The sequence below is a fragment of the Virgisporangium aliadipatigenens genome (genome assembly GCF_016863615.1).
In the GTDB taxonomy this organism is placed as follows: domain Bacteria; phylum Actinomycetota; class Actinomycetes; order Mycobacteriales; family Micromonosporaceae; genus Virgisporangium; species Virgisporangium aliadipatigenens.
The window spans coordinates 46685-64819 of sequence record NZ_BOPF01000050.1 but is presented as its reverse complement, the minus strand read 5'-3'; the positions used below and the strand labels follow the sequence as shown (position 1 = coordinate 64819).

At 72.2% G+C, this 18135-nt stretch carries 14 protein-coding genes; 6 read left to right on the top strand and 8 right to left on the bottom strand.

Annotated elements, in window-relative coordinates; genetic code table 11:
• Positions 1-86: 86 nt before the first annotated feature.
• Genes Val02_RS42230 through Val02_RS42220 form a run of 3 tightly spaced genes read right to left on the bottom strand, consistent with a single transcriptional unit; the run spans position 87 to position 3120 of the window.
• Positions 87-779 carry a Type 1 glutamine amidotransferase-like domain-containing protein gene (locus Val02_RS42230; RefSeq protein WP_203904979.1) on the bottom strand — a complete coding sequence of 231 codons (693 nt, stop codon included), beginning with the start codon at positions 777-779 and terminating at the stop codon, positions 87-89.
• Positions 780-792: 13 nt separating this feature from the next.
• Positions 793-2517 (bottom strand): ABC transporter ATP-binding protein, encoded by a 1725-nt coding sequence (locus Val02_RS42225; RefSeq protein WP_203904978.1) that lies wholly within the window; start codon positions 2515-2517, stop codon positions 793-795.
• 57 nt (positions 2518-2574) lie between these two features.
• Positions 2575-3120, bottom strand: a complete 546-nt coding sequence (locus Val02_RS42220) for a TetR/AcrR family transcriptional regulator (RefSeq protein ID WP_203904977.1) — start codon at positions 3118-3120, stop codon at positions 2575-2577.
• A 92-nt stretch (positions 3121-3212) separates the two neighbouring features.
• On the opposite strand from Val02_RS42220, the gene Val02_RS42215 reads away from it, so the two are divergent.
• Both Val02_RS42215 and Val02_RS42210 read left to right on the top strand, forming a co-directional pair.
• The gene (locus Val02_RS42215; RefSeq protein ID WP_203904976.1) at positions 3213-3941 is read left to right on the top strand and encodes an SDR family oxidoreductase; all 729 of its coding nucleotides are present in this window, start codon (positions 3213-3215) and stop codon (positions 3939-3941) included.
• A 38-nt stretch (positions 3942-3979) separates the two neighbouring features.
• Positions 3980-5866, top strand: a complete 1887-nt coding sequence (locus tag Val02_RS42210; protein ID WP_203904975.1) for a 4-alpha-glucanotransferase — start codon at positions 3980-3982, stop codon at positions 5864-5866.
• Here the strand turns inward: Val02_RS42210 and Val02_RS42205 are convergent.
• Entirely contained in the window at positions 5843-6436 is a 594-nt protein-coding gene (locus Val02_RS42205; protein WP_203904974.1) for a helix-turn-helix domain-containing protein, read from the bottom strand. The genes Val02_RS42210 and Val02_RS42205 overlap by 24 nt on opposite strands.
• A 63-nt stretch (positions 6437-6499) precedes the next feature.
• On the opposite strand from Val02_RS42205, the gene Val02_RS42200 reads away from it, so the two are divergent.
• The 3 genes from Val02_RS42200 (at position 6500) to Val02_RS42190 (ending at position 9398) form a co-directional block, all read left to right on the top strand.
• On the top strand, positions 6500-7117 hold the full coding sequence (locus Val02_RS42200) for a class I SAM-dependent methyltransferase (protein WP_203904973.1): 618 nt from the start codon (positions 6500-6502) through the stop codon (positions 7115-7117).
• A gap of 263 nt (positions 7118-7380) precedes the next feature.
• Positions 7381-8775 (top strand): AAA family ATPase, encoded by a 1395-nt coding sequence (locus Val02_RS42195; protein WP_203904972.1) that lies wholly within the window; start codon positions 7381-7383, stop codon positions 8773-8775.
• Positions 8776-8891: 116 nt separating this feature from the next.
• Positions 8892-9398: a hypothetical protein gene (locus Val02_RS42190; RefSeq protein ID WP_203904971.1), complete on the top strand. Its 507-nt coding sequence runs from the start codon at positions 8892-8894 to the stop codon at positions 9396-9398.
• A 4-nt stretch (positions 9399-9402) separates the two neighbouring features.
• Here Val02_RS42190 and treZ read toward each other — a convergent pair whose 3' ends face one another.
• From treZ to glgX, 3 genes are all read right to left on the bottom strand, one after another.
• On the bottom strand, positions 9403-11142 hold the full coding sequence (gene treZ, locus Val02_RS42185; protein ID WP_203904970.1) for a malto-oligosyltrehalose trehalohydrolase: 1740 nt from the start codon (positions 11140-11142) through the stop codon (positions 9403-9405).
• A 115-nt stretch (positions 11143-11257) separates the two neighbouring features.
• A complete protein-coding gene (gene treY, locus Val02_RS42180; protein ID WP_203904969.1) occupies positions 11258-13483 on the bottom strand; it encodes a malto-oligosyltrehalose synthase in 2226 nt (741 codons plus the stop codon).
• Entirely contained in the window at positions 13483-15588 is a 2106-nt protein-coding gene (gene glgX / locus Val02_RS42175) for a glycogen debranching protein GlgX (RefSeq protein ID WP_203904968.1), read from the bottom strand. The genes treY and glgX overlap by 1 nt, the downstream gene beginning before the upstream one ends.
• Positions 15589-15722: 134 nt before the next feature.
• On the opposite strand from glgX, the gene Val02_RS42170 reads away from it, so the two are divergent.
• Positions 15723-17675 (top strand): amylo-alpha-1,6-glucosidase, encoded by a 1953-nt coding sequence (locus Val02_RS42170; protein WP_203904967.1) that lies wholly within the window; start codon positions 15723-15725, stop codon positions 17673-17675.
• Here Val02_RS42170 and Val02_RS47970 read toward each other — a convergent pair.
• Positions 17672-18097, bottom strand: a complete 426-nt coding sequence (locus tag Val02_RS47970; protein WP_239153755.1) for a ricin-type beta-trefoil lectin domain protein — start codon at positions 18095-18097, stop codon at positions 17672-17674. The genes Val02_RS42170 and Val02_RS47970 overlap by 4 nt on opposite strands.
• Positions 18098-18135 lie beyond the last annotated feature (38 nt).

The following is an 18135-nucleotide window of genomic DNA, read 5'->3' as shown; positions in this document are numbered from 1 at the left end:
AAGGACTTGCCGCAAACGTGAATTCCGCTCAGAACGACTGATGGTAACGCCGTTCCACGACCTACTAAGACGGGCAGGCGGACCCGTCAGGTTGCAACGGAGAACGAACTGCCGCCGGCGTGGGACACCACGTTCAGTCCCGGCGTGACGAGGTGCGCGTAGCCCCGCCCGAGCACCGTGGCCGTGCCGTCGGGGGACCAGGAGACGGCCGTGTGCTCGTCGAGCGCGATCCCGTGCGGCACCCGGCCCTCCCGGACCGCCGCCATCAGCCGGGTCAGGTTGCCCCACTGGGTGGCGTGCACGTCGATCGTGGTCGGCACCAGGCCCAGGCCGTCGCGCACGGTCAGTTCGTCGAGGTCCTCGGCGGAGTCCTCGGGGCAGATCTCGAACCCGCCCGAGCGCCAGCCGCCGACCAGCGCCGCGGAGGCGGCGATCGCGGCACCGGCCGAGAATCCGGCGTACACGCGGCCGTCGAGCCAGGTCCGCAGTTCCGCCGCCACGGGCACGATCGCGTCCGCGTAGGCCGGGGTCAGGCCGCCGCCGATGAAGAGCGCGTCCGCGTCGCCCAGGGCCGCGACGTCCAGCGTGCCGCCGGGCGGGACGAGCACCGGCACCGACCCGGCGGCGCCCACCGCGGCGATCCACCGTTCGAGGCCGTCGGCGACGGAGTCGACGACCACGAACGCCACCGTCGCCGAGGGCGGCAGCGCGGCCAGGAACGGGTCGTACACCTCGCGGTAGACCGACGCGTCGCGGCCCCCGCCGTACAGAAAGATCATGCCGCCAAGCAGATCATGCCGCCAACAGCTGGTGCGCCGCGAACTCCCGGTACAGCGGGCTCGTCGAGAGAAGTTCGTCGTGGCGGCCGACCGCCACCACGCCGCCGTCGTCGAAGACCACGATCTGGTCCGCGCTGACGACCGTGGAGAGCCGGTGCGCCACGATCAGGAGCGTCCGGTCGGCCGCGACGGCGTCGATCGCCGCGTGCAGGGCGGCCTCGTTGCGCGCGTCGAGGTTGGACGTCGGCTCGTCCAGCAGCAGGATCGGCGGCCCGGCCAGGAGGGTGCGGGCGATCGCGAGGCGCTGGCGTTCGCCGCCGGACAGCAGCACACCGCCCTCGCCCACCTGAGCGTCGAGGCCGAGCGGTGTCCGTTCGACCAGATCGGAGAGATTGACGGCCTCGAGGACCGCGCGGAGCTCGGCCTCGGCGGCGGCCGGAACGGTCAGCAGCAGGTTGTCCCGCAACGTCCCGGCGAGCACCGGCGCCTCCTGCTCGACGTAGCCGAGCGTGCCGCGCAGCTCTTCGCGCGGGATGGCCCGCACGTCGACGCCGCCGACCAGGACGGCGCCGCCGGTGACGTCGTAGAAGCGCTCGATCAGCGAGAGCGTGGTCGACTTGCCGCAGCCGGACGGGCCGACGAGGGCGGTGCGGGTGCCGTAGGGCACGGCGAAGCTGACGCCGCGCAGCACCTCCCGTCCGGGGTCGGCCGCGTAGGCGAAGCGCACGTCGCGGAACTCCACCGCCGGCGCACCGGCGACCGGGAACGACGCGGTGCCCTCGTCCGGCTCCAGCGGCAGATCCAGCACCTCCTGCATCCGCCCGAGCGCGGCGAGGCCGGTCTGGATCTGGGTGTACGCCCGCAGCGCCCCGCCGAGCGGCATCACCAGGAAGAACAGGAACAGCACGAACGCCACCAGGTCGCCCACGCTCAGCGTCCCGTCCGCGACCCGGGCCCCGCCCACGCCCAGCACCAGCAGGAACGCCCCCTGCACGGCCGCCACTCCGGCCGGCCCGACGAGGGCCTCGAGGCGCGCGGTGCGGATGCCGGCGTCGTACGCCGCCGACGCCGCCGCGGCGACGGCGGCCGTCTCGCGTTCCTCGGCGCGGCTGGCGCGGATGGTGCGGGCGGCGGTGAGGGCGCGTTCGACGGTGGAGGTCATCTCGCCGAGGCGTTCCTGGGCGGCGCGGGCCGCCGGGCGCACCCGCCGGGCGAAGGTGACCCCGACGCCGAGCCCGACGGCCAGCCCGATGAGCGTGACCCCGAACAGCAGCGGGTCGAGAACGATCATCGCGACGGCCGCGCCGGTCACCATGACCACGCCGGAGACGCTGTCCAGGATGCCGGAGGTGATCACGGCGCGGAGCAGGGTGGTGTCGGCGCCGACCCGGGAGAGCAGGTCGCCGGTGCGGCGGGTGTCGTACTCGGCGATCGGCAGCCGTAGCAGGTGCCCGGCGAGGCGGGTGCGGGCGTCGCGGACCAGGCCCTCGCCGGCGCGCTGGAGGATGAAGTCGCGGGTCGCGCCGATCGCCGCCACGGCCGCCAGCAGGGCGACGAGCGCCGCCACGTGCCGGGCCACCGGCTGGCCGGCGCCGATGGTGTCGAGGACCCGGCGGGTGAGCAGCGGCTGCAGGAGGGTGCCTCCCGCGGAGACGAGCGAGAGGGTGCCGACGGTGACGAGGGCGGCGCGGTGCGGTCGGACGTACGGCAGCAGGGCGCGCAGCCCGACGCTCTCCATCGCCCGACCGTAGCGCGGTCTCTTTTTCCGGGATACGTCCGCTCAGCGACGTCTCAGTTACGGGCGCAGGCCGCTCAGGACGACGGTGCGCAGGCGGCGCGCCCGTTCGCCGCGCTCGTCGGGCCCCAGCGCGGAGAGGTATCCGATGAGCAGCACGACGTCGCGCGCGTCGACGTCGTCGCGGACCGTCCCGGCGGCGCGGCCGGCGTCCAGCAGGAGGTCGAGCGCCTCGGCGATGCGGTGCCGGCTGTGTGCGCTCACCTCGGCGCGCATGGCCGTCTCGACGGCGGCGAAGACGCCCTGCTTGACCCAGGCGTACTCCTCGACGCGGGCGAGCCAGCGCTCCAGCGCCTCGGCGGGCGGCAGGTCGCGGACGAGTTCGGCGGCGGCGTCGCACATCTCGTCGACGTCGCGGCGGTAGACCTCCAGCAGGAGCGCCTCGCGGGTCGGGAAATGGCGGTAGAGCGTGCCCTGGCCGACGCCGGCGGCCTTGGCGATCTCGTTGAGCCGGATCTCGCCGACGCCGGCGGCGCGGCCGGCGACCTCCCGGGCCACCGCCAGGATGCGGGCGCGGTTCTCGGCGGCGTCCGCGCGTGCGGGCATGGCACACCTTCCGGTTGGCGTAAGCGGACACGTGTCCGGTAGTGTCGGGGGACAAGCGGACACGTGTCCGTTCTCTCTGGGGAGGTTATGTCATGGCCACAGTCGTCGCCATCACCGGGGCCAGCAGCGGCATCGGCGCGGCCACCGCCCGCGAACTGGCCGCCCGCGGCGCCGACGTCGTGCTCGGTGCGCGGCGCACCGAGCGGCTCGACGAACTCGCCGAGGAGATCCGCGCCAAGGGCGGGCGGGCGAGCGTCCGCGCTGTCGACGTCACATCCCGGGCCGACGTGGACGGGCTGGTCGCCGCGGCGGTCGAGGAGTTCGGGCGGCTGGACGTGCTGGTCGGCAATGCCGGCATCAGCCGCATCGGGCCCGTCGCGCAGCTCGACGTCGAGGGCTGGCAGGCCATGATCGACGTGAACGTGCGCGGCGTCCTGCACGGCATCGCCGCGGCCCTGCCCGTCTTCGAACGACAGCGGCGCGGCCACTTCGTCACCACCGTCTCGACGGCCGGCATCAAGATCACGCCCACGATGGCCGTCTACGGCGGCACCAAGAACGCGGTGCGCACCATCCTCGAAGGGCTGCGCCAGGAATCCACCGCCGGCTGGCTGCGCACCACCTCCGTCTCGCCCGGCTACGTGCGCACCGAACTCGCCGACAGCATCGGCGATCCCGTGCTGCGCGCGGAGATCCAGCGGAACATGAACGAGTTCGCCATCGCGCCCGAAGCGGTGGCCCGCGCCATCGCCTTCGCGATCGAGCAGCCCGACGACGTCGAGATCGGCGACATCACCATCCGCCCGACCACGCAGGACTGAGGCCTGTCCGGCTCCGCACTTGCCGTAACGTCGCCGGAATGGATCCGGTTCTGGCCGAATTGGCCGACGCGCACGGGGTTGCCACCTGGTTCGAGAACTCCCGGCGGGAGCGTCAGGAGATCGCGCCGGACGTCGTCCGGTCGGTGCTCGGCCTGCTCGACGTCGACGCGTCCACGCCCTCCGCCGCCGCGGCGGCCCTGGCGGAGCAGAAGCGCCGGCCGGCGACCGGGACGCTGATCCTGCGGGAGGGGCAGCCCGCGCCGGCCGGCGGTGCGGTGACGCTGGAGGACGGTTCGGCGCACACCGGTGGGCCTTTGCCGCTGGGTTACCACACGCTGGTCGAGGGCGACGTCGCCCGGGCGCTGATCGTCACGCCGGCCGCGTTGCCGGCGCCGCCGCGCGCGTGGGGCTGGATGGTGCAGCTGTACGCGCTGCACTCCGCCAGTTCGTGGGGGATGGGGGACTTCGCCGACCTGGCCGAGGTGGTGCGGCGGGCCGCTGACGACGGGGCCGGCTTCGTGCTGCTGAACCCGTTGCACGCGCCCGTTCCGGGAGAGCACGTGCCGGCGTCGCCGTACTCCCCGTCGAGCCGCCGCTTCGTGAATCCGTTGTACCTGCGGGTGGCGGAGATCGAGGGGTACGCCGCGGCGAAGTCCACTGTGGACGGTCTGCGCCCGGCGCGCACCGGCGACCTGATCGACTACGACGGCGTGTGGGCCGCCAAGCGCGCCGCCCTGGAACGGTTGGCGCCCAAGGAGTTCGCTTTCGACGACCCGGCCCTGCGGGACTACGCCACCTACGCGGCACTCGCCGAACGGCACGGCTCCGACTGGCGCCGCTGGCCCGAGGAACTGCGCCGGCCGGACAGTCCCGCCGTCGCGCGGGCGCGCGAAGAGCTGACGGAACTGGTGGCGTTCCACGGCTGGTTGCAAAGCTGCGCGGAAGAGCAACTGGAACGCGCGGACCGGGCGGCCGCGGACATGGGGATCGGGATCGTCCACGACCTCGCCGTCGGGATCGACCCGGGCGGCGCGGACGGCTGGCTGTTGCAGGACCATCTCGCGCAGGGGGTGCGGATCGGCGCGCCGCCGGACGCCTTCAACCAGCTCGGCCAGGACTGGGGCCTCGCCGCGTGGCGCCCGGACCGGCTCGACGCCGCCGGCTACGCGCCGTACCGGGACCTGCTGCGTTCGCTCTTCGCGCACGCCAAGGGGCTGCGCGTCGACCACGTCGCCGGGCTGTGGCGGCTGTGGTGGGTGCCGCCGGGCGGCTCCGCCCTGGACGGGACGTACGTGCGCTACGACCCGGCCGCCATGGTGGGGATCCTCGCCCTGGAGGCGCGGCGAGCCGGCGCCGTCGTGGTCGGCGAGGACCTCGGCACCGTGCCGCCCTACGTCACCGAGGGTCTGGGGGAACGGAACATGCTCGGCTGCTCCGTCCTGTGGTTCACCCGGGAGGCGGCGGACTGGGACACGTTCCTGCCGTCGGCCAAGTGGCCGGTGAACTCCCTCGCCACGGTCTCCACCCACGACCTGCCCACGGCGCCCGGCTTCCTGACCGGTGAGCACGTGCGGGTCCGGGACGAGCTCGGTGTGCTGGCCCGGCCGGCGGCCGAGGAGGCGGCCGAGGCCCGCAAGGACCGCGACGCGCTGGTCGAACTTCTTGTGACGGAAGGGTTCCTGGTCGACGCCGACGCACCCGACGAGGAGATCGTGGTGGCGATGCACGGCTTCCTCGCGGCGACGCCGAGCCGGCTGGTGGCGATCGCGCCGTACGACGTCATCGGCGAGGTGCGCCAGCCGAACCTCCCCGGCACCGTGGACGAGTACCCGAACTGGCGCATCCCGCTGCCGGTGTCGCTGGACGCGCTCTTCGACGATCCGCGGGTGCGCAGGGTGGTGTCAGTCCTGCGCGAGTCGCGCTGACCCGGCCGGGCGGGCGCGGACGTGGATGCGTTCGCCCTGCGGCCCGAAGATGCTGAGCAGCTCCAGCGGCCCCGGCCCCGGATTGCCGAACCAGTGCGGCGTGCGGGTGTCGAACTCCGCCGCCTCGCCCTCGCCCAGGATCAGGTCGTGCGGGCCCAACCGCATGCGCAGCCGTCCCGCCAGGACGTACAGCCACTCGTATCCCTCGTGGCTCTGCTGTTCCTCCGTGTCCGGCGTGCCCGGCGGGTAGAGCAGTTTGTAGGCGCGCATCCCACCCGGCCGCTTCGTCAGCGGCAGGTAGGTGACGCCCGCCCGCACCATGGGCCTGGTGTGCACGCGCGGATCGTCGCAGTTCGGGGCGCCGACCAGTTCGTCCAGCGGCACCTGGTGCACCCGCGCCAGCGGCAGCAGCAGTTCCAGCGTCGGCTTGCGGCCACCGGACTCCAGTCGGGACAGCGTGCTGATGCTGATGCCGGTCTCCGTCGAGAGCTGCGCGAGCGTCACCCCGCGCCGCCGGCGCAGGGCCCGCAGGCGGGTACCGACCCCGCCGAGAACGTCCCGGGTCTCCACGCCTCATTTGCCGTCCCGGCAACTTCTTTGTCAAGCCGGCGGCGGTTTCCGCACGCTTACCGCATGAGCGCACTCTCGGAACACTGGGAAGGTCACTACAGCGGCACCGGACGCCACTGGACCGGCCGGCCGAACCCGCTCCTCGTCTCGACGGTCTCGGACCTCCCGCCCGGCCGGGCGCTCGACCTGGGCTGCGGCGAGGGCGGCGACGCCGTGTGGCTGGCGCGGCAGGGCTGGGACGTGACGGCCGTGGACGTCTCCGCCAACGCCCTGGAGCGCACCCGCGCGCTCGCCTCGTCCGCCGGAGTGCTCGTGCGCACGTCGCGGCACGACCTGAGTTCGTCGTTCCCGGCGGGGGAGTTCGAACTGGTGTCGGCGCAGTACTTCCACTCGCCGGTGGAGTTTCCCCGGGAGGCCGCGCTGCGCCGGGCGGCGTCGGCGGTCGTGCCCGGGGGATTGCTGCTCATCGTCGACCACGGTGCCGCGCCGCCCTGGTCGCCGTACGCCCACGACGGCACCTACTTCCCGACCCCGGCCGAGACGCTGGCCGCCCTGGCGCTGGATCCCGCGGCCTGGTCGGTCGAGCGCGTCGAGGCGCTCGAACGCGAGACGACCGGCCCCGGGGGAATGACGGGCACGCTCGTCGACAACATCATCGCCGTAATGCGAAACCCGGAGTAACCGCTCCGCTTGACTCGGATGCGTGAGCTCGGCGACACCGCGGAGGCGGTCACGCCGATGCGGCTGGCGATCGGTTCGCGCACAGCGCTGCTCCGCGAACGCGCGGCGAGCCGGTTCCGCCGCCGACAGCCTTGATAGCGCCCGAGTAGCGGATCCCGTGGCACCGGGCAGGTGGATCGGCTCGAACACCTGCCCGGCGTTCCGGGATTCGCAAGGTGCTTCCGTTAGGGTCGTCACGTCGGACAACTGGTGCTGGAGGGACGATGCTCACCCGTCTGGAGGTCAACGGCTTCAAGAACCTGCTGGACCTCACGGTCGAGTTCGGTCCCTTCACCTGCATCGCCGGGGAGAACGGCACCGGCAAGTCCAACGTGTTCGACGCGATCCAGTTCCTGAGCCTCCTGGCCGACCTGCCGATGCTGGAGGCCGCTCAGCGAATGCGCGGCGTGCATGACGAGCGCACCGGCGATCCCCGAGACCTGTTCTGGAACGGCTACGCGGCCGCCGAGCGCCGGATGTCCTTCGCTGCCGAGATGATCGTGCCGCCGATCGTCACCGACGACCTCGGCCGGCAGGCGACACCTCGGGCGACGTTCCTGCGCTATGAGGTGGAGATCGGATACCTGCCGCCGGAGGGCGCCGAACGGCTCGGCCGGCTGTGGCTGGCCCGCGAGTCTCTGGTCGCCGCCGACCGTGGACGCATCCGGTTCCCGCGCCATACCGAGCGCCTTCTTGCGCGTCTGCTGTGGGGCCGCGACGATGACGTGTTCATCTCGTCCGCCGACACCGACTCCGGCCCGCGCATTCAACTGCACGGACCCCCCGGAATGGCGCCGACCGTCGTCGCGGGCGCACCGCCGTCGGCTGTCGTGCGTATCGCCAACAGCATCGAGAATCCGACGCTGCTCGCGGCCCGCCGCGAGTTGCAATCCTGGCGGCGACTCGCATTGGAGCCGACGGCACTGCGCACCGCCGATCGGTACACCGATCCCACCACAATGGGACCGGACGGTAGGCATCTCGCCGCGACCCTCTACCGGGTGGCGGCTATGTCCGGCGCCGAGGACCCCACCGCCGTCTACGCCAGGGTCGCCAATCGACTGGCCGAGTTGACCGGTGTTCCCGTGCGCACGATCGAGGTGATCGCCGACGACGTGCGCGAACTGCTGAGCGTGGAGCTGACGGAGACCTCGGGGATGCGCCTGCCCGCGCGGAGCCTGTCCGAAGGCAGCCTGCGGTTCCTGGCGTTGTGCGTGCTGTTGGAGGACCCGTCGACCGGCGGCCTCTTCTGTATGGAGGAGCCGGAAAACGGGATTCACCCGTCGAACCTTCCCGCCATGGTCGATCTCGTCCGGAGTCTTGCTGTTGATCCGACGGAGGCGCCGGGCGACGACAACCCCTTCCGCCAGGTCATCATCAACACCCACTCGCCCGGAGTGGTCCAACTGGTCGACCCTGCCGACCTCCTGTTCGCGACGCCGGGACGGGCCGTTTCGCCGGACGGCGCCATCTCTCGCTCCCTGGCGTTGCGACCGTTGACCGGGACGTGGCGCGAAGCGACTCCGGCCCAGGTCGATGGGATGACCAAGGCCGACATCCTGCCCTACCTGGCCAAGCAGCCGGGTGCGCGGCTCTCGCTCGGGCCCGATGCGGCATGACGCACCGGGTGCCCTTCCTCGGTGAAGGGACGAGTGATCTTGGCATTGTCACCCACATCCAGCGACTCGCGGAGCAATGCGAGCGGACGATCCGGATCACCGCGCCGGACGTAGAGATGCTGCCGTCGCCCGACCGCTCCGTCGCCGGGAAGCTCGCCTCGGTACGACACCTGGGCGCCGACTACGACCTGGTCGTCGTGCACCGGGACGCGGACAACGCGGGCAGGGACGCGCGGCTGCACGAGATCCGGTCCGCCATGGAGGCGGTCATGCCCGGTTCGGCGTGTGCCCCCGCCATTCCGGTGCGGATGACCGAGGCCTGGCTCGTGCTCGACGAGGCCCAGATCAGGTCAATGGCCAGTAACCCCGGAGGCAAGATGCCGCTGGACATCCCGACCTGGAAGGAAGCGGAGCGGATCGCCGATCCGAAGACGCTTCTCCGGGATCTACTCGTGACCGCCTCAGGCCTGACCGGAAGGCGCCGCAAAGATCTTGCCAACCGGTTCCCGCGGCTGCGGGCACTCCTCCTCGAACGGCTGGATCCGCAGGGGCCGGTCTGCCGGCTCTCCTCCTGGCAGAGGTTCGAGGAGGACGTCACGGCAGGGCTCGCCGCCCTGCCGTGATTCGCTACGGGCGGGCGTACTCCAGGATCGCGGCGGACTCCGGGGGGAGTTGGACGGCGTCGCGGTCCAGGATCAGCCCCTGCTCGGTCGTGAAGAGCACACCCTTCACGACGTCGTGGAGGTTGAGGCGCTGCTCGTGGGACGCCAGGTTGGCCACGACCACGAAGCGGCCCCGGCGCATCGCCAGGTGCTGGTCGCCGTGCCACACCTCGACCCGGTCCAGCCGGGGGTCCGACAGGTCGGCGTGGGCCTTGCGGAGCCGGATCAGGGTCCGGTAGGTCTCCAGGATCTCCCGGTGCGCGGCCTTGTCGCACTCCGACCAGTCCAGCTTCGAACGGTCGAACGTCGCCCGGTCCTGCGGGTCGGGCACGTCGCCCTCGGGCCAGCCGTGCGCGGCGAACTCGCGCCGCCGGCCGGTCGCGACGGCGGTTGCCAGTTCGGGCTCGGGGTGGCTGGTGAAGAACTGCCACGGTGTGCTCGCGGCCCACTCCTCGCCCATGTACAGCATCGGCGTGAACGGCGACGTCAGCAGCAGGGTCGCCCCGACGCGCAGCAGCCGCGGCGAGAGCGTCTCGGCCAGCCGGTCGCCGGTGGCGCGGTTGCCGATCTGGTCGTGGTTCTGCAGGTAGGCCACGAAGCGGTGGCCGGGCACGCGGCTGCGGTCGACCGCCCGGCCGTGGATCCGGTTGCGGAAGCTCGACCACGTGCCGGCGTGGAAGAACGCGCCGGTGAGCACGTCGCTGAGGCACTCCAGCGAGCCGAAGTCGCCGTAGTAGCCCTGGCGTTCGCCGGTGAGCAGGGCGTGCAGGGCGTGGTGCACGTCGTCGTCCCACTGGGCGTGCAGGCCCATGCCGCCGCCCTCGCGCGCCGTGATCAGGCGCGGGTCGTTGAGGTCCGACTCGGCGATCAGGGTCAGCGGGCGGTTGAGGTGCGTCGACAGGCTCTCGATCTCGGTGGCCAGTTCTTCCAGCAGGTGAACGGCGCGATGGTCGACCAGCGCGTGCACGGCGTCCAGGCGCAGCCCGTCGATGTGGTAGTCGCGCAGCCACATGCGGGCGTTGTCGATGATGTACTGCCGCACACCCTCGGACCACGGCCCGTCGAGGTTCATCGAACGGCCCCAGCTGTTGCTGCCCTCGGAGATGTACGGGGCGAACTGCGGCGCGTACGCACCCGAGGGGCCGAAGTGGTTGTACACCACGTCGAGCACCACGCCGAGGCCGCGCCGGTGGCACTCGTTGACGAACCGCTTCAGCCCGTCCGGCCCGCCGTACGCCTCGTGCGGGGCGTACCAGGCGACGCCGTCGTAGCCCCAGTTGTACTCGCCGTTGAACGACGCCACGGGCAGCAGTTCGACCATGTCGACGCCGAGGTCGACGAGGTGGTCGAGGCGCTGGGCGGCGGCGTCGAAGGTGCCCTCCGGCGTGAACGAGCCGACGTGCAGCTCGTACAGCACGCTCCCGGGAAGTTGCCGGCCGGAGAAGCCTTCGTCCGACCATTCGAACGAGGCGTGGTCGTACAGGCGACTCGCCCGATGCACCCCTTCAGGTTGCCAGAGCGACCGCGGATCAGGTAGCGCTCTGTCATCATCCGCCAGCAGAAAGGCATAGTCGGTACCGGGGCCGGCGTCCGGCACGTCGGCCGACCACCAGCCGTCCTCGGCCCGCGTCATCTCATGATCGACGGCACCCACACGTACCCGGACGCGCGGCTGCTCCGGGGCCCATACCGAGAAGATGCTCATTGTTTCCCGCCCAATATCGGGGCGGCGCTTTCGGTGCCGCCTTCCCTCGTCGCTCCGGTCGCTGCGCTTCCTGCGCTCCTCGGTCCAGGCGGCACCGCGCCGCCCCGATGTGTGCTCATTCCCTCACCAGTAGCGCGACGGGGTAGACGGACAGCAGATCACGGATGACGGGTTCGACACCGTCGACGGGCCGGCCGGTGAGCGCGTCGGTCCACCGTCCGGGTGGCAGTTCGACGGTGGTGTCGGCCCAGCCGCCGCGGGCGCGCAGGCCCACCGGCAGGCGGGTCGCCAGGGCCACTACGCCGCCGCGGTCGAACGCGACCAGATGCCGCGCCGCTTCCCCCGTGACCATGAGCGGCCGATACCCGGAAAGTTCCCGTTCACGCCTGATCCGCAGGGCGCGGCTCACCACGAGCAGCTTCGCCGCGCCGGTGGCGTCGACCGGTGGCAGCCATCCGCCGTCGAGGCGGCCGAGCAGTTCGCGGCGCGCGTGGAAGTCGACGGGGCGGCGGTTGTCCGGGTCGACGAGGGAGTTGTCCCACAGTTCGGTGCCCTGGTACACGTCCGGCACCCCGGGCATGAGCAGCTGGACGATCTTCTGTCCGAGGGAGTTCGACCAGCCGTGCGGCGTGATGGCGGCGACGAACGCGTCGATGTCGGACTTGAGCGGCCCGTACGCGGCGTCGACGGCGTCGTGCAGCGCCCCCTCGAACTCGGCGTTCGGGTCGGCCCAGCTCGTGTGCGTCGAGGCCTCCCGGGCGGCCTTCTCGATGTAGGCGTGCAGGCGTTCGGGCTCGATCGGCCAGGTGCCCGCGACGCTCTGCCAGAGCAGGTGGGCGTGTGCCGCGTCGGGGATCGGGGCGGCCGCGTGCCAGCGCCGGACGACGGCGGCCCAGTCCTCGGGGCGTTCGGAGAGCACCGCCAGGCGGGCCCGCACGTCCTCGCCGCGCTTGGTGTCGTGGGTGGAGAGCGTGGTCATCGTCTCCGGCCAGCGGGCCTGCCGGGTGACCTGCGCCGCGTGGAAGTCGGCCGGCGGGACGCCGAAGCGGGCCGGGTCGCCGCCGACCTCGTTGAGGGCGGTGAAGCGGGTCCACCGGTAGAACGCCGTGTCCTCCACGCCCTTGGCCATCACCGCGCCCGTGTACTGCTGGAAGCGGATCGCCAGCTCCGAGGTCTCGTCGCGCAGCCGGCGGCCGAGCGTGTCGAAGTCGAGGTCCGGCCGGCGCGCCCGGGCGGCCGAGAGCGCGGCCTCCAGGTGGCCGAAGCCGACCGGCAGGTACGACCGGTAGACGCCGAAAGCCGCGGCTGTCTCAGCGACGGCTGCCCGTTCGACCGGAACAGGCGAGAGGGCGACGAGCCGCGACAGCTCCGCGGCGAGTAGCTCGGTGGCGGCCGCGAACTTGGCGTCGTGGACCAGCCCGGGCCAGTCGACGGGCCCGGCGATGGAGGTGAACGCGGCCTCGGCGGACGGGTCGACGAAGAGCCCGCAGGCCTCGCCGAGCGCGTCGTAGCCGGTGGTGCCGGCGACCGGCCAGTCGGGCAGGTCCTCACCGGGCTCGAGGATCTTCTCCACCACGATCCACGCGCCGGGCGCGGCGGCCGCCAGGTCCCGCAGGTAGCCGCCGGGGTCGCGCAGGCCGTCCGGGTGGTCGACCCGGATGCCGTCCAGCTCGCCGGCGGCGTGCCAGCGCAGCAGCTCGCGGTGCGTCGCCTCGAAGACGTCCGGGTCCTCGACCCGCACGGCGGCCAGCTCGGCGATGGCGAAGAAGCGCCGGTAGTTGATCTCGGTGTTGCCGCGCCGCCAGTCGACCAACTCGTACTGCTGCCGCTCGTGCACCTCCTGCGGGGTGCCGCCGGCCGTGCCGGGGGAGATCGGGAAACGGTGGTCGTAGTAGCGCAGTTCGCCGTCGGCGACGGTCAGCTCCTCCAGCGCCGCCGCGTTCCCGAGCACCGGGATCAGCAGACGCCCGCGGGACCAGTCGATGTCGAACCAGTGCGCGTAGCGCGACTCCCGCCCGTGCGTGAGAACGTCCCACCAGGCGGGATTGGCGGCCGGGACGGCGACGCCCATGTGGTTGGGCACGATGTCGACGACCAGCCCCAACCCGTTGGCGCGCAACGCCTTCACCAGGGTGAGCCGGCCCTCCTCGCCGCCGATCTCCGGGTTTACCGAGGAGTGGTCGACGACGTCGTAGCCGTGCTGCGAACCGGGCGTCGCCGTCAGGAGCGGCGACGTGTAGAGCCGGGTGACACCGAGATCGCGGAGGTAGTCGACGACGCCCGCCGTCTCGGAGAGTGGGAACGACGGGCTGACCTGGATCCGGTAGGTGGAGTCCGCCATCAGACGGTCCGCTCCAGGAGGACGAGCGAACGCTCCGGCACGGTCAGCTTGTCGCCGGCCGTCAGCGCCGTCAGCTTCTCCTCCACGTCGGCCGTGTTGACCAACGACTGCCACTTCTGCCCGAACTCCGGCCCCGGCAGCACGAAGTTCGTCGGCTCCCAGTGCGCGTTGAACAGCAGCAGGAACGAGTCGTCGGATCTGCGTTCGCCCTGCGGGCCGCGCTCCCTGATGCCCTCGCCGTTGACGAACAGCGTCACCGAGTGCCCGAAGCCGTGGCCCCAGTCCTCCATCGTCATCTCCCGCCCGTCCGGTGTGAACCAACCCAGGTCCGGCAGCGACGCGCCCGACGAGCGGCGCACCGGCCGGCCGGTGAAGAACTTCCGCCGCCGGAACACCCGGTGCGCCGTGCGGATCGCCGCCACCCGGCGGGTGAACGCCAGCAGCTGCTCGTCGACGTTCTCCCAGTCCACCCACGCCAGCTCGTTGTCCTGGCAGTAGGCGTTGTTGTTGCCCTTCTGGGTGCGGCCCAGCTCGTCGCCGTGCCCGATCATCGGCACGCCCTGCGACAGCAGCAGCGTCGCCATCAGGTTGCGCCGCTGTCGCGCCCGCAGCGCCAGCACGTCCGGGTCATCGGTCGGCCCCTCGGCCCCGTGGTTCCACGAACGGTTGTGGCTGTCGCCGTCCCGGTTGTCCTCGCCGTTGGCCTCGTTGTGCTTGTCGTTGTACGAGACCAGGTCGTTGAGCGTGAAGCCGTCGTGGCAGGTGACGAAGTTGATGCTGGCGAACGGCCGCCGCCCGTCGTCCTGGTACAGGTCGGCGCTGCCGCAGATCCGGCTGGCGAACTCGGCCAGGGTCGAGGGCTGGGTGCGCCAGAAGTCGCGCACGGTGTCGCGGTACTTTCCGTTCCACTCCGTCCACTGTGGAGGGAAATTGCCGACCTGGTAGCCGCCCGGCCCGATGTCCCACGGTTCGGCGATCAGTTTCACCTGGTTGAGTACCGGATCCTGCTGCACCACCTCGAAGAAGACCGACAGGCGCGCCACCTCGTTGCCCTCGCGGGCCAGCGTCGGCGCCAGGTCGAAGCGGAACCCGTCGACGTGCATCTCCTGCACCCAGTAGCGCAGCGAGTCCATCACCAGCTGCAGGGTGTGCGGGCTGCGGACGTTCAGGCTGTTGCCGCAGCCGGTGTAGTCCGTGTAGTAGCGCGGGTCCTGGTCGTCGAGCCGGTAGTAGTGCGAGTTGTCGATGCCCTTGAAGCACAGCGTCGGCCCCAGGTGGTTGCCCTCGGCCGTGTGGTTGTAGACGACGTCGAGGATCACCTCGATCCCGGCCGAGTGCAGCGCCTTGACCATCGCGCGGAACTCCTGCACCTGCTGGCCGTGCCGGCCGGTGGCGGCGTAGCCGTGGTAGGGCGCGAAGTAGCCGATCGAGTTGTAGCCCCAGTAGTTCGACAGGCCCAGTTCGGTCAGGCGGTGGTCGTGCACGAAGTGGTGCACCGGCAGCAGTTCGATCGCCGTGACGCCGAGCGACTTGAGATGTTCGATGATCACCGGGTGGGCGATGCCGGCGTACGTGCCGCGCAGGTCGTCCGGGATCTCGGGGTGACGCATCGTGAGGCCCTTCACGTGGGCCTCGTAGACGATCGAGTTGTGGTACGCCACCCGCGGCGGCCGGTCGTTGCCCCAGTCGAAGTACGGGTTGACCACCACCGACTTGGGCAGGAACCGCGCCGAGTCGGTGGTCGACATGCGTTCCGGGTCGCCCCACTCGTAGCCGTACAGCGCGGGGTCCCAGGTGATGTCGCCGTCGATCGCCCGCGCGTAGGGGTCGATCAGCAGCTTGTGCGGGTTGCACCGCAGGCCGCGCGCCGGGTCGTAGGGGCCGTGCACCCGGTAGCCGTACCGCTGGCCGGGCTCGATGCCGGGCAGGTAGGCGTGGAAGACGAACGCGTCGACCTCGGGCAGGGGGATGCGGCGTTCGGCCCCGTCGGCGTCGAACAGACACAGCTCCACCGCGTCGGCAACCTCGGAGAAGACCGCGAAGTTGGTGCCCATCCCGTCGTAGATCGCGCCGAGGGGGTACCGGTGTCCGGGCCAGACCTGCATCGTGCGCTGTGCTCCTTAAGTTATGGACCGTGCGTGCGGGGTATTGCCCCGTGACACGTTGCGCTAATCAGACCACGGTAATGTGACGTTCGGCCGACAGTTGGTCGGCGCGGGGACATGGGGTGCGGTGATCCATGATGGTTGACGACGACTCCCTTCCCGCCCTCCGGTTCGGCCCGCAGGTGTGCGGTGCGCTGGATCACCCCGCCGGTGGGGGCAGCCGCGAGTGGCTGGTGGCCGACGGCACCGGCGGTTACGCCACGGGCACCGTCGCCGGCCTGCGCACCCGCCGCTACCACGGGCTGCTGGTCGTGGCCGGTCCGGACGGTTCGCGCACGATGGGCCTCACCGCGCTGGACGCCGCGCTGACGCTTTCCTCCGGCGCCGAGGTGAAACTCGCCACGCACGAGTGGGAGTCGGGCGCGCACGCGCCGGCCGGGCACCGCTATCTGGAGCGGTTCGAGCTGGTCGGCGGGCTGCCGCGGTGGCGCTGGCGGATCGGCGAGGTGGTCCTCGAGCGCGAGCTGGCGATGCTGCACGGTTCGCCGTCGCTGGCCGTGGTGCACCGGCTGGTGTCGGCGCCGAGCGCGGTGACGCTGTCGCTGACGGCCCTGGTCGCGTGGCGGCCGGCCGACGAGATCCGCCGCGCGGGCGACCCGCCACGGGTGACGCAGGTCGCCGACGGGGTCACCGTCGAGGACGCGTTCCGCCTCGCCGGGCCGGGCTGGCGTTCGCGCGGGGAGTGGTGGCAGGGGGCGTTCCTGCGCGAGGAGATGGCGCGCGGCCTGCCGGCGACCGAGGACCTCTGGTGCGCGGGCGGTTTCACCACGACGCTCGCGCCGGGCGAGGTGGCGGAGGTCTCGGCGTGGGCCGGTGACCTCTCCCGGCGCCCGCCGCGCGCCACGGTCGTGCTGGGCGTCGCCCGCCGCCGGGCCCGCGCGGTGGTCGCGGCCGCGAAGCCGACCGACCGGACCGACGCGCTGCTCGCGCTGGCCGCCGACCAGTTCGTCGTCAAGGGCCCCGACGTGATCGCGGGTTACCCGTGGCACGGGACGTGGACCCGCGACTCCATGGCCTCCTACGAGGGGCTTTTCCTGGGAACGGGCAGAGCGGTCGAGGGCGCCGCGTTGCTGCACCGGCAGGCGGGGAAGATCGCCGGCAGGCGGGTCGACGACGTGCTGGCGCCGGAGGAGGGCGTCGACGGGCCGCTCTGGTTCGTGCACGCGGTCGACCGGCACGTGCACGCCACCGGCGACACCCACCTGGCGTCGGAGCTGCTCGGCACGCTCGACGCGGTGATCGCCGGCTACGAGGGGCCCGAACACACGTTCCGCGCCGAGGTGGACCCGGCCGACAACCTGCTCGCCATCGGGCACGCCGACGCGGCCGCCACGTGGATGAACGCCCGCCGCGACGGCCTGCCGGTCACCCCGCGCGACGGCAAGCCCGTCGAGCTGAACGCCCTGTGGGTCAACGCCCTGTCGGCGGTGGCCCGCCTTCGGGAGCGCTGCGGCGCCGACGCCGCCGACCTGTGGAGCCGGCACGACCTGGCGCACCGCAGCTTCGGCAAGCGGTTCGGGGCGCCCACGGGTTGGCTGTACGACGTCGTCGACGCGCCGCCCGGGGCCTACCCGCTGGGCGGCGACGAGCATCACGACGACCCGGTGCTGCGCCCCAACCAGCTCTTCGCGTACGCGCTGCCCTACGCGCCGATCGACCCGGCAGAGCCGCGCGCGGTGCGGGCGGTCGGCGCGGCGCTGCTGACGTCGCTGGGGCTGCGCAGCCTGGCGCCGTCGGAGTACGGCTACCGCGGTTCGTACGGCGGGCCGGAGCCGGACCGCGACGAGGCGTACCACCAGGGCACCGTGTGGCCGCACCTGATCGGCGCCTACGTGGACGCCTGCCGCTCGGCGGGCCTGCCGAGCACCGGGCTGCTGACGGGCCTGGAGACGCACCTGGAGGAGTGGGGCCTGGGCTCGATCTCCGAGGTGGCCGACGGCGACGCCCCGCACCAGGCCGGCGGCTGCCCGTTCTCGGCCCGCTCGGTGGCCGAGCTGATCCGCGCCCGCGCCCGCCTGTCGCGTTAGTCCAGGCGCCAGCGTTGCGTGGGGGCGCCGGTGCAGTCCCACATCCGTAGCCAGGTGCCGGGCTCGGCGTCCTTCGTCGCCGGTTCCACGCAGCGGCCGGTGGACTTCTGCATCAGGGCGCTGTCCGGCGTCAGCGTGAACAGCTGCGCCTCGGCGCCGGTGCACTCCGCCAGCCGCAGGCCGCTGCCGAGCGCCGGACTGCCGGTCTCCAGGCAGCGGCCGAGCGCGCGCAGGGTCCCGTCGGTCGGCAGGGTCAGGCGCTGGCCCGGGCCGCCGGTGCAGTCCCACAGGCGCACGGGCGACTTCGTGTCCGGGGCGCCGCCGGGGATGTCGACGCAGCGGCCGGTGGACTGGTGCACCAGCTGTCGGCCGGGTACGGAGCCCGCCTGACCCGCCGTCGGCCCCGGATCCTTCCCGCCCATCAGCGGCACCACGAACGCCGCGAGCATGACCAGCGCCG

What these genes read in the sequence shown, in the direction of transcription:
- Val02_RS42195 (WP_203904972.1), top strand. Translation starts at nt 7,381, where the DNA reads ATGCTCACCCGTCTGGAGGTCAACGGCTTCAAGAACCTGCTGGACCTC.
- Val02_RS42230 (WP_203904979.1), bottom strand. Translation starts at nt 779, where the DNA reads ATGATCTTTCTGTACGGCGGGGGCCGCGACGCGTCGGTCTACCGCGAG.
- Val02_RS42190 (WP_203904971.1), top strand. Translation starts at nt 8,892, where the DNA reads ATGCTGCCGTCGCCCGACCGCTCCGTCGCCGGGAAGCTCGCCTCGGTA.
- glgX (WP_203904968.1), bottom strand. Translation starts at nt 15,588, where the DNA reads ATGCAGGTCTGGCCCGGACACCGGTACCCCCTCGGCGCGATCTACGAC.
- Val02_RS42220 (WP_203904977.1), bottom strand. Translation starts at nt 3,120, where the DNA reads ATGCCCGCACGCGCGGACGCCGCCGAGAACCGCGCCCGCATCCTGGCG.
- Val02_RS42200 (WP_203904973.1), top strand. Translation starts at nt 6,500, where the DNA reads ATGAGCGCACTCTCGGAACACTGGGAAGGTCACTACAGCGGCACCGGA.
- Val02_RS42210 (WP_203904975.1), top strand. Translation starts at nt 3,980, where the DNA reads ATGGATCCGGTTCTGGCCGAATTGGCCGACGCGCACGGGGTTGCCACC.
- Val02_RS42225 (WP_203904978.1), bottom strand. Translation starts at nt 2,517, where the DNA reads ATGGAGAGCGTCGGGCTGCGCGCCCTGCTGCCGTACGTCCGACCGCAC.
- treZ (WP_203904970.1), bottom strand. Translation starts at nt 11,142, where the DNA reads ATGAGCATCTTCTCGGTATGGGCCCCGGAGCAGCCGCGCGTCCGGGTA.
- treY (WP_203904969.1), bottom strand. Translation starts at nt 13,483, where the DNA reads ATGGCGGACTCCACCTACCGGATCCAGGTCAGCCCGTCGTTCCCACTC.
- Val02_RS42170 (WP_203904967.1), top strand. Translation starts at nt 15,723, where the DNA reads ATGATGGTTGACGACGACTCCCTTCCCGCCCTCCGGTTCGGCCCGCAG.
- Val02_RS42215 (WP_203904976.1), top strand. Translation starts at nt 3,213, where the DNA reads ATGGCCACAGTCGTCGCCATCACCGGGGCCAGCAGCGGCATCGGCGCG.
- Val02_RS47970 (WP_239153755.1), bottom strand. Translation starts at nt 18,097, where the DNA reads ATGGGCGGGAAGGATCCGGGGCCGACGGCGGGTCAGGCGGGCTCCGTA.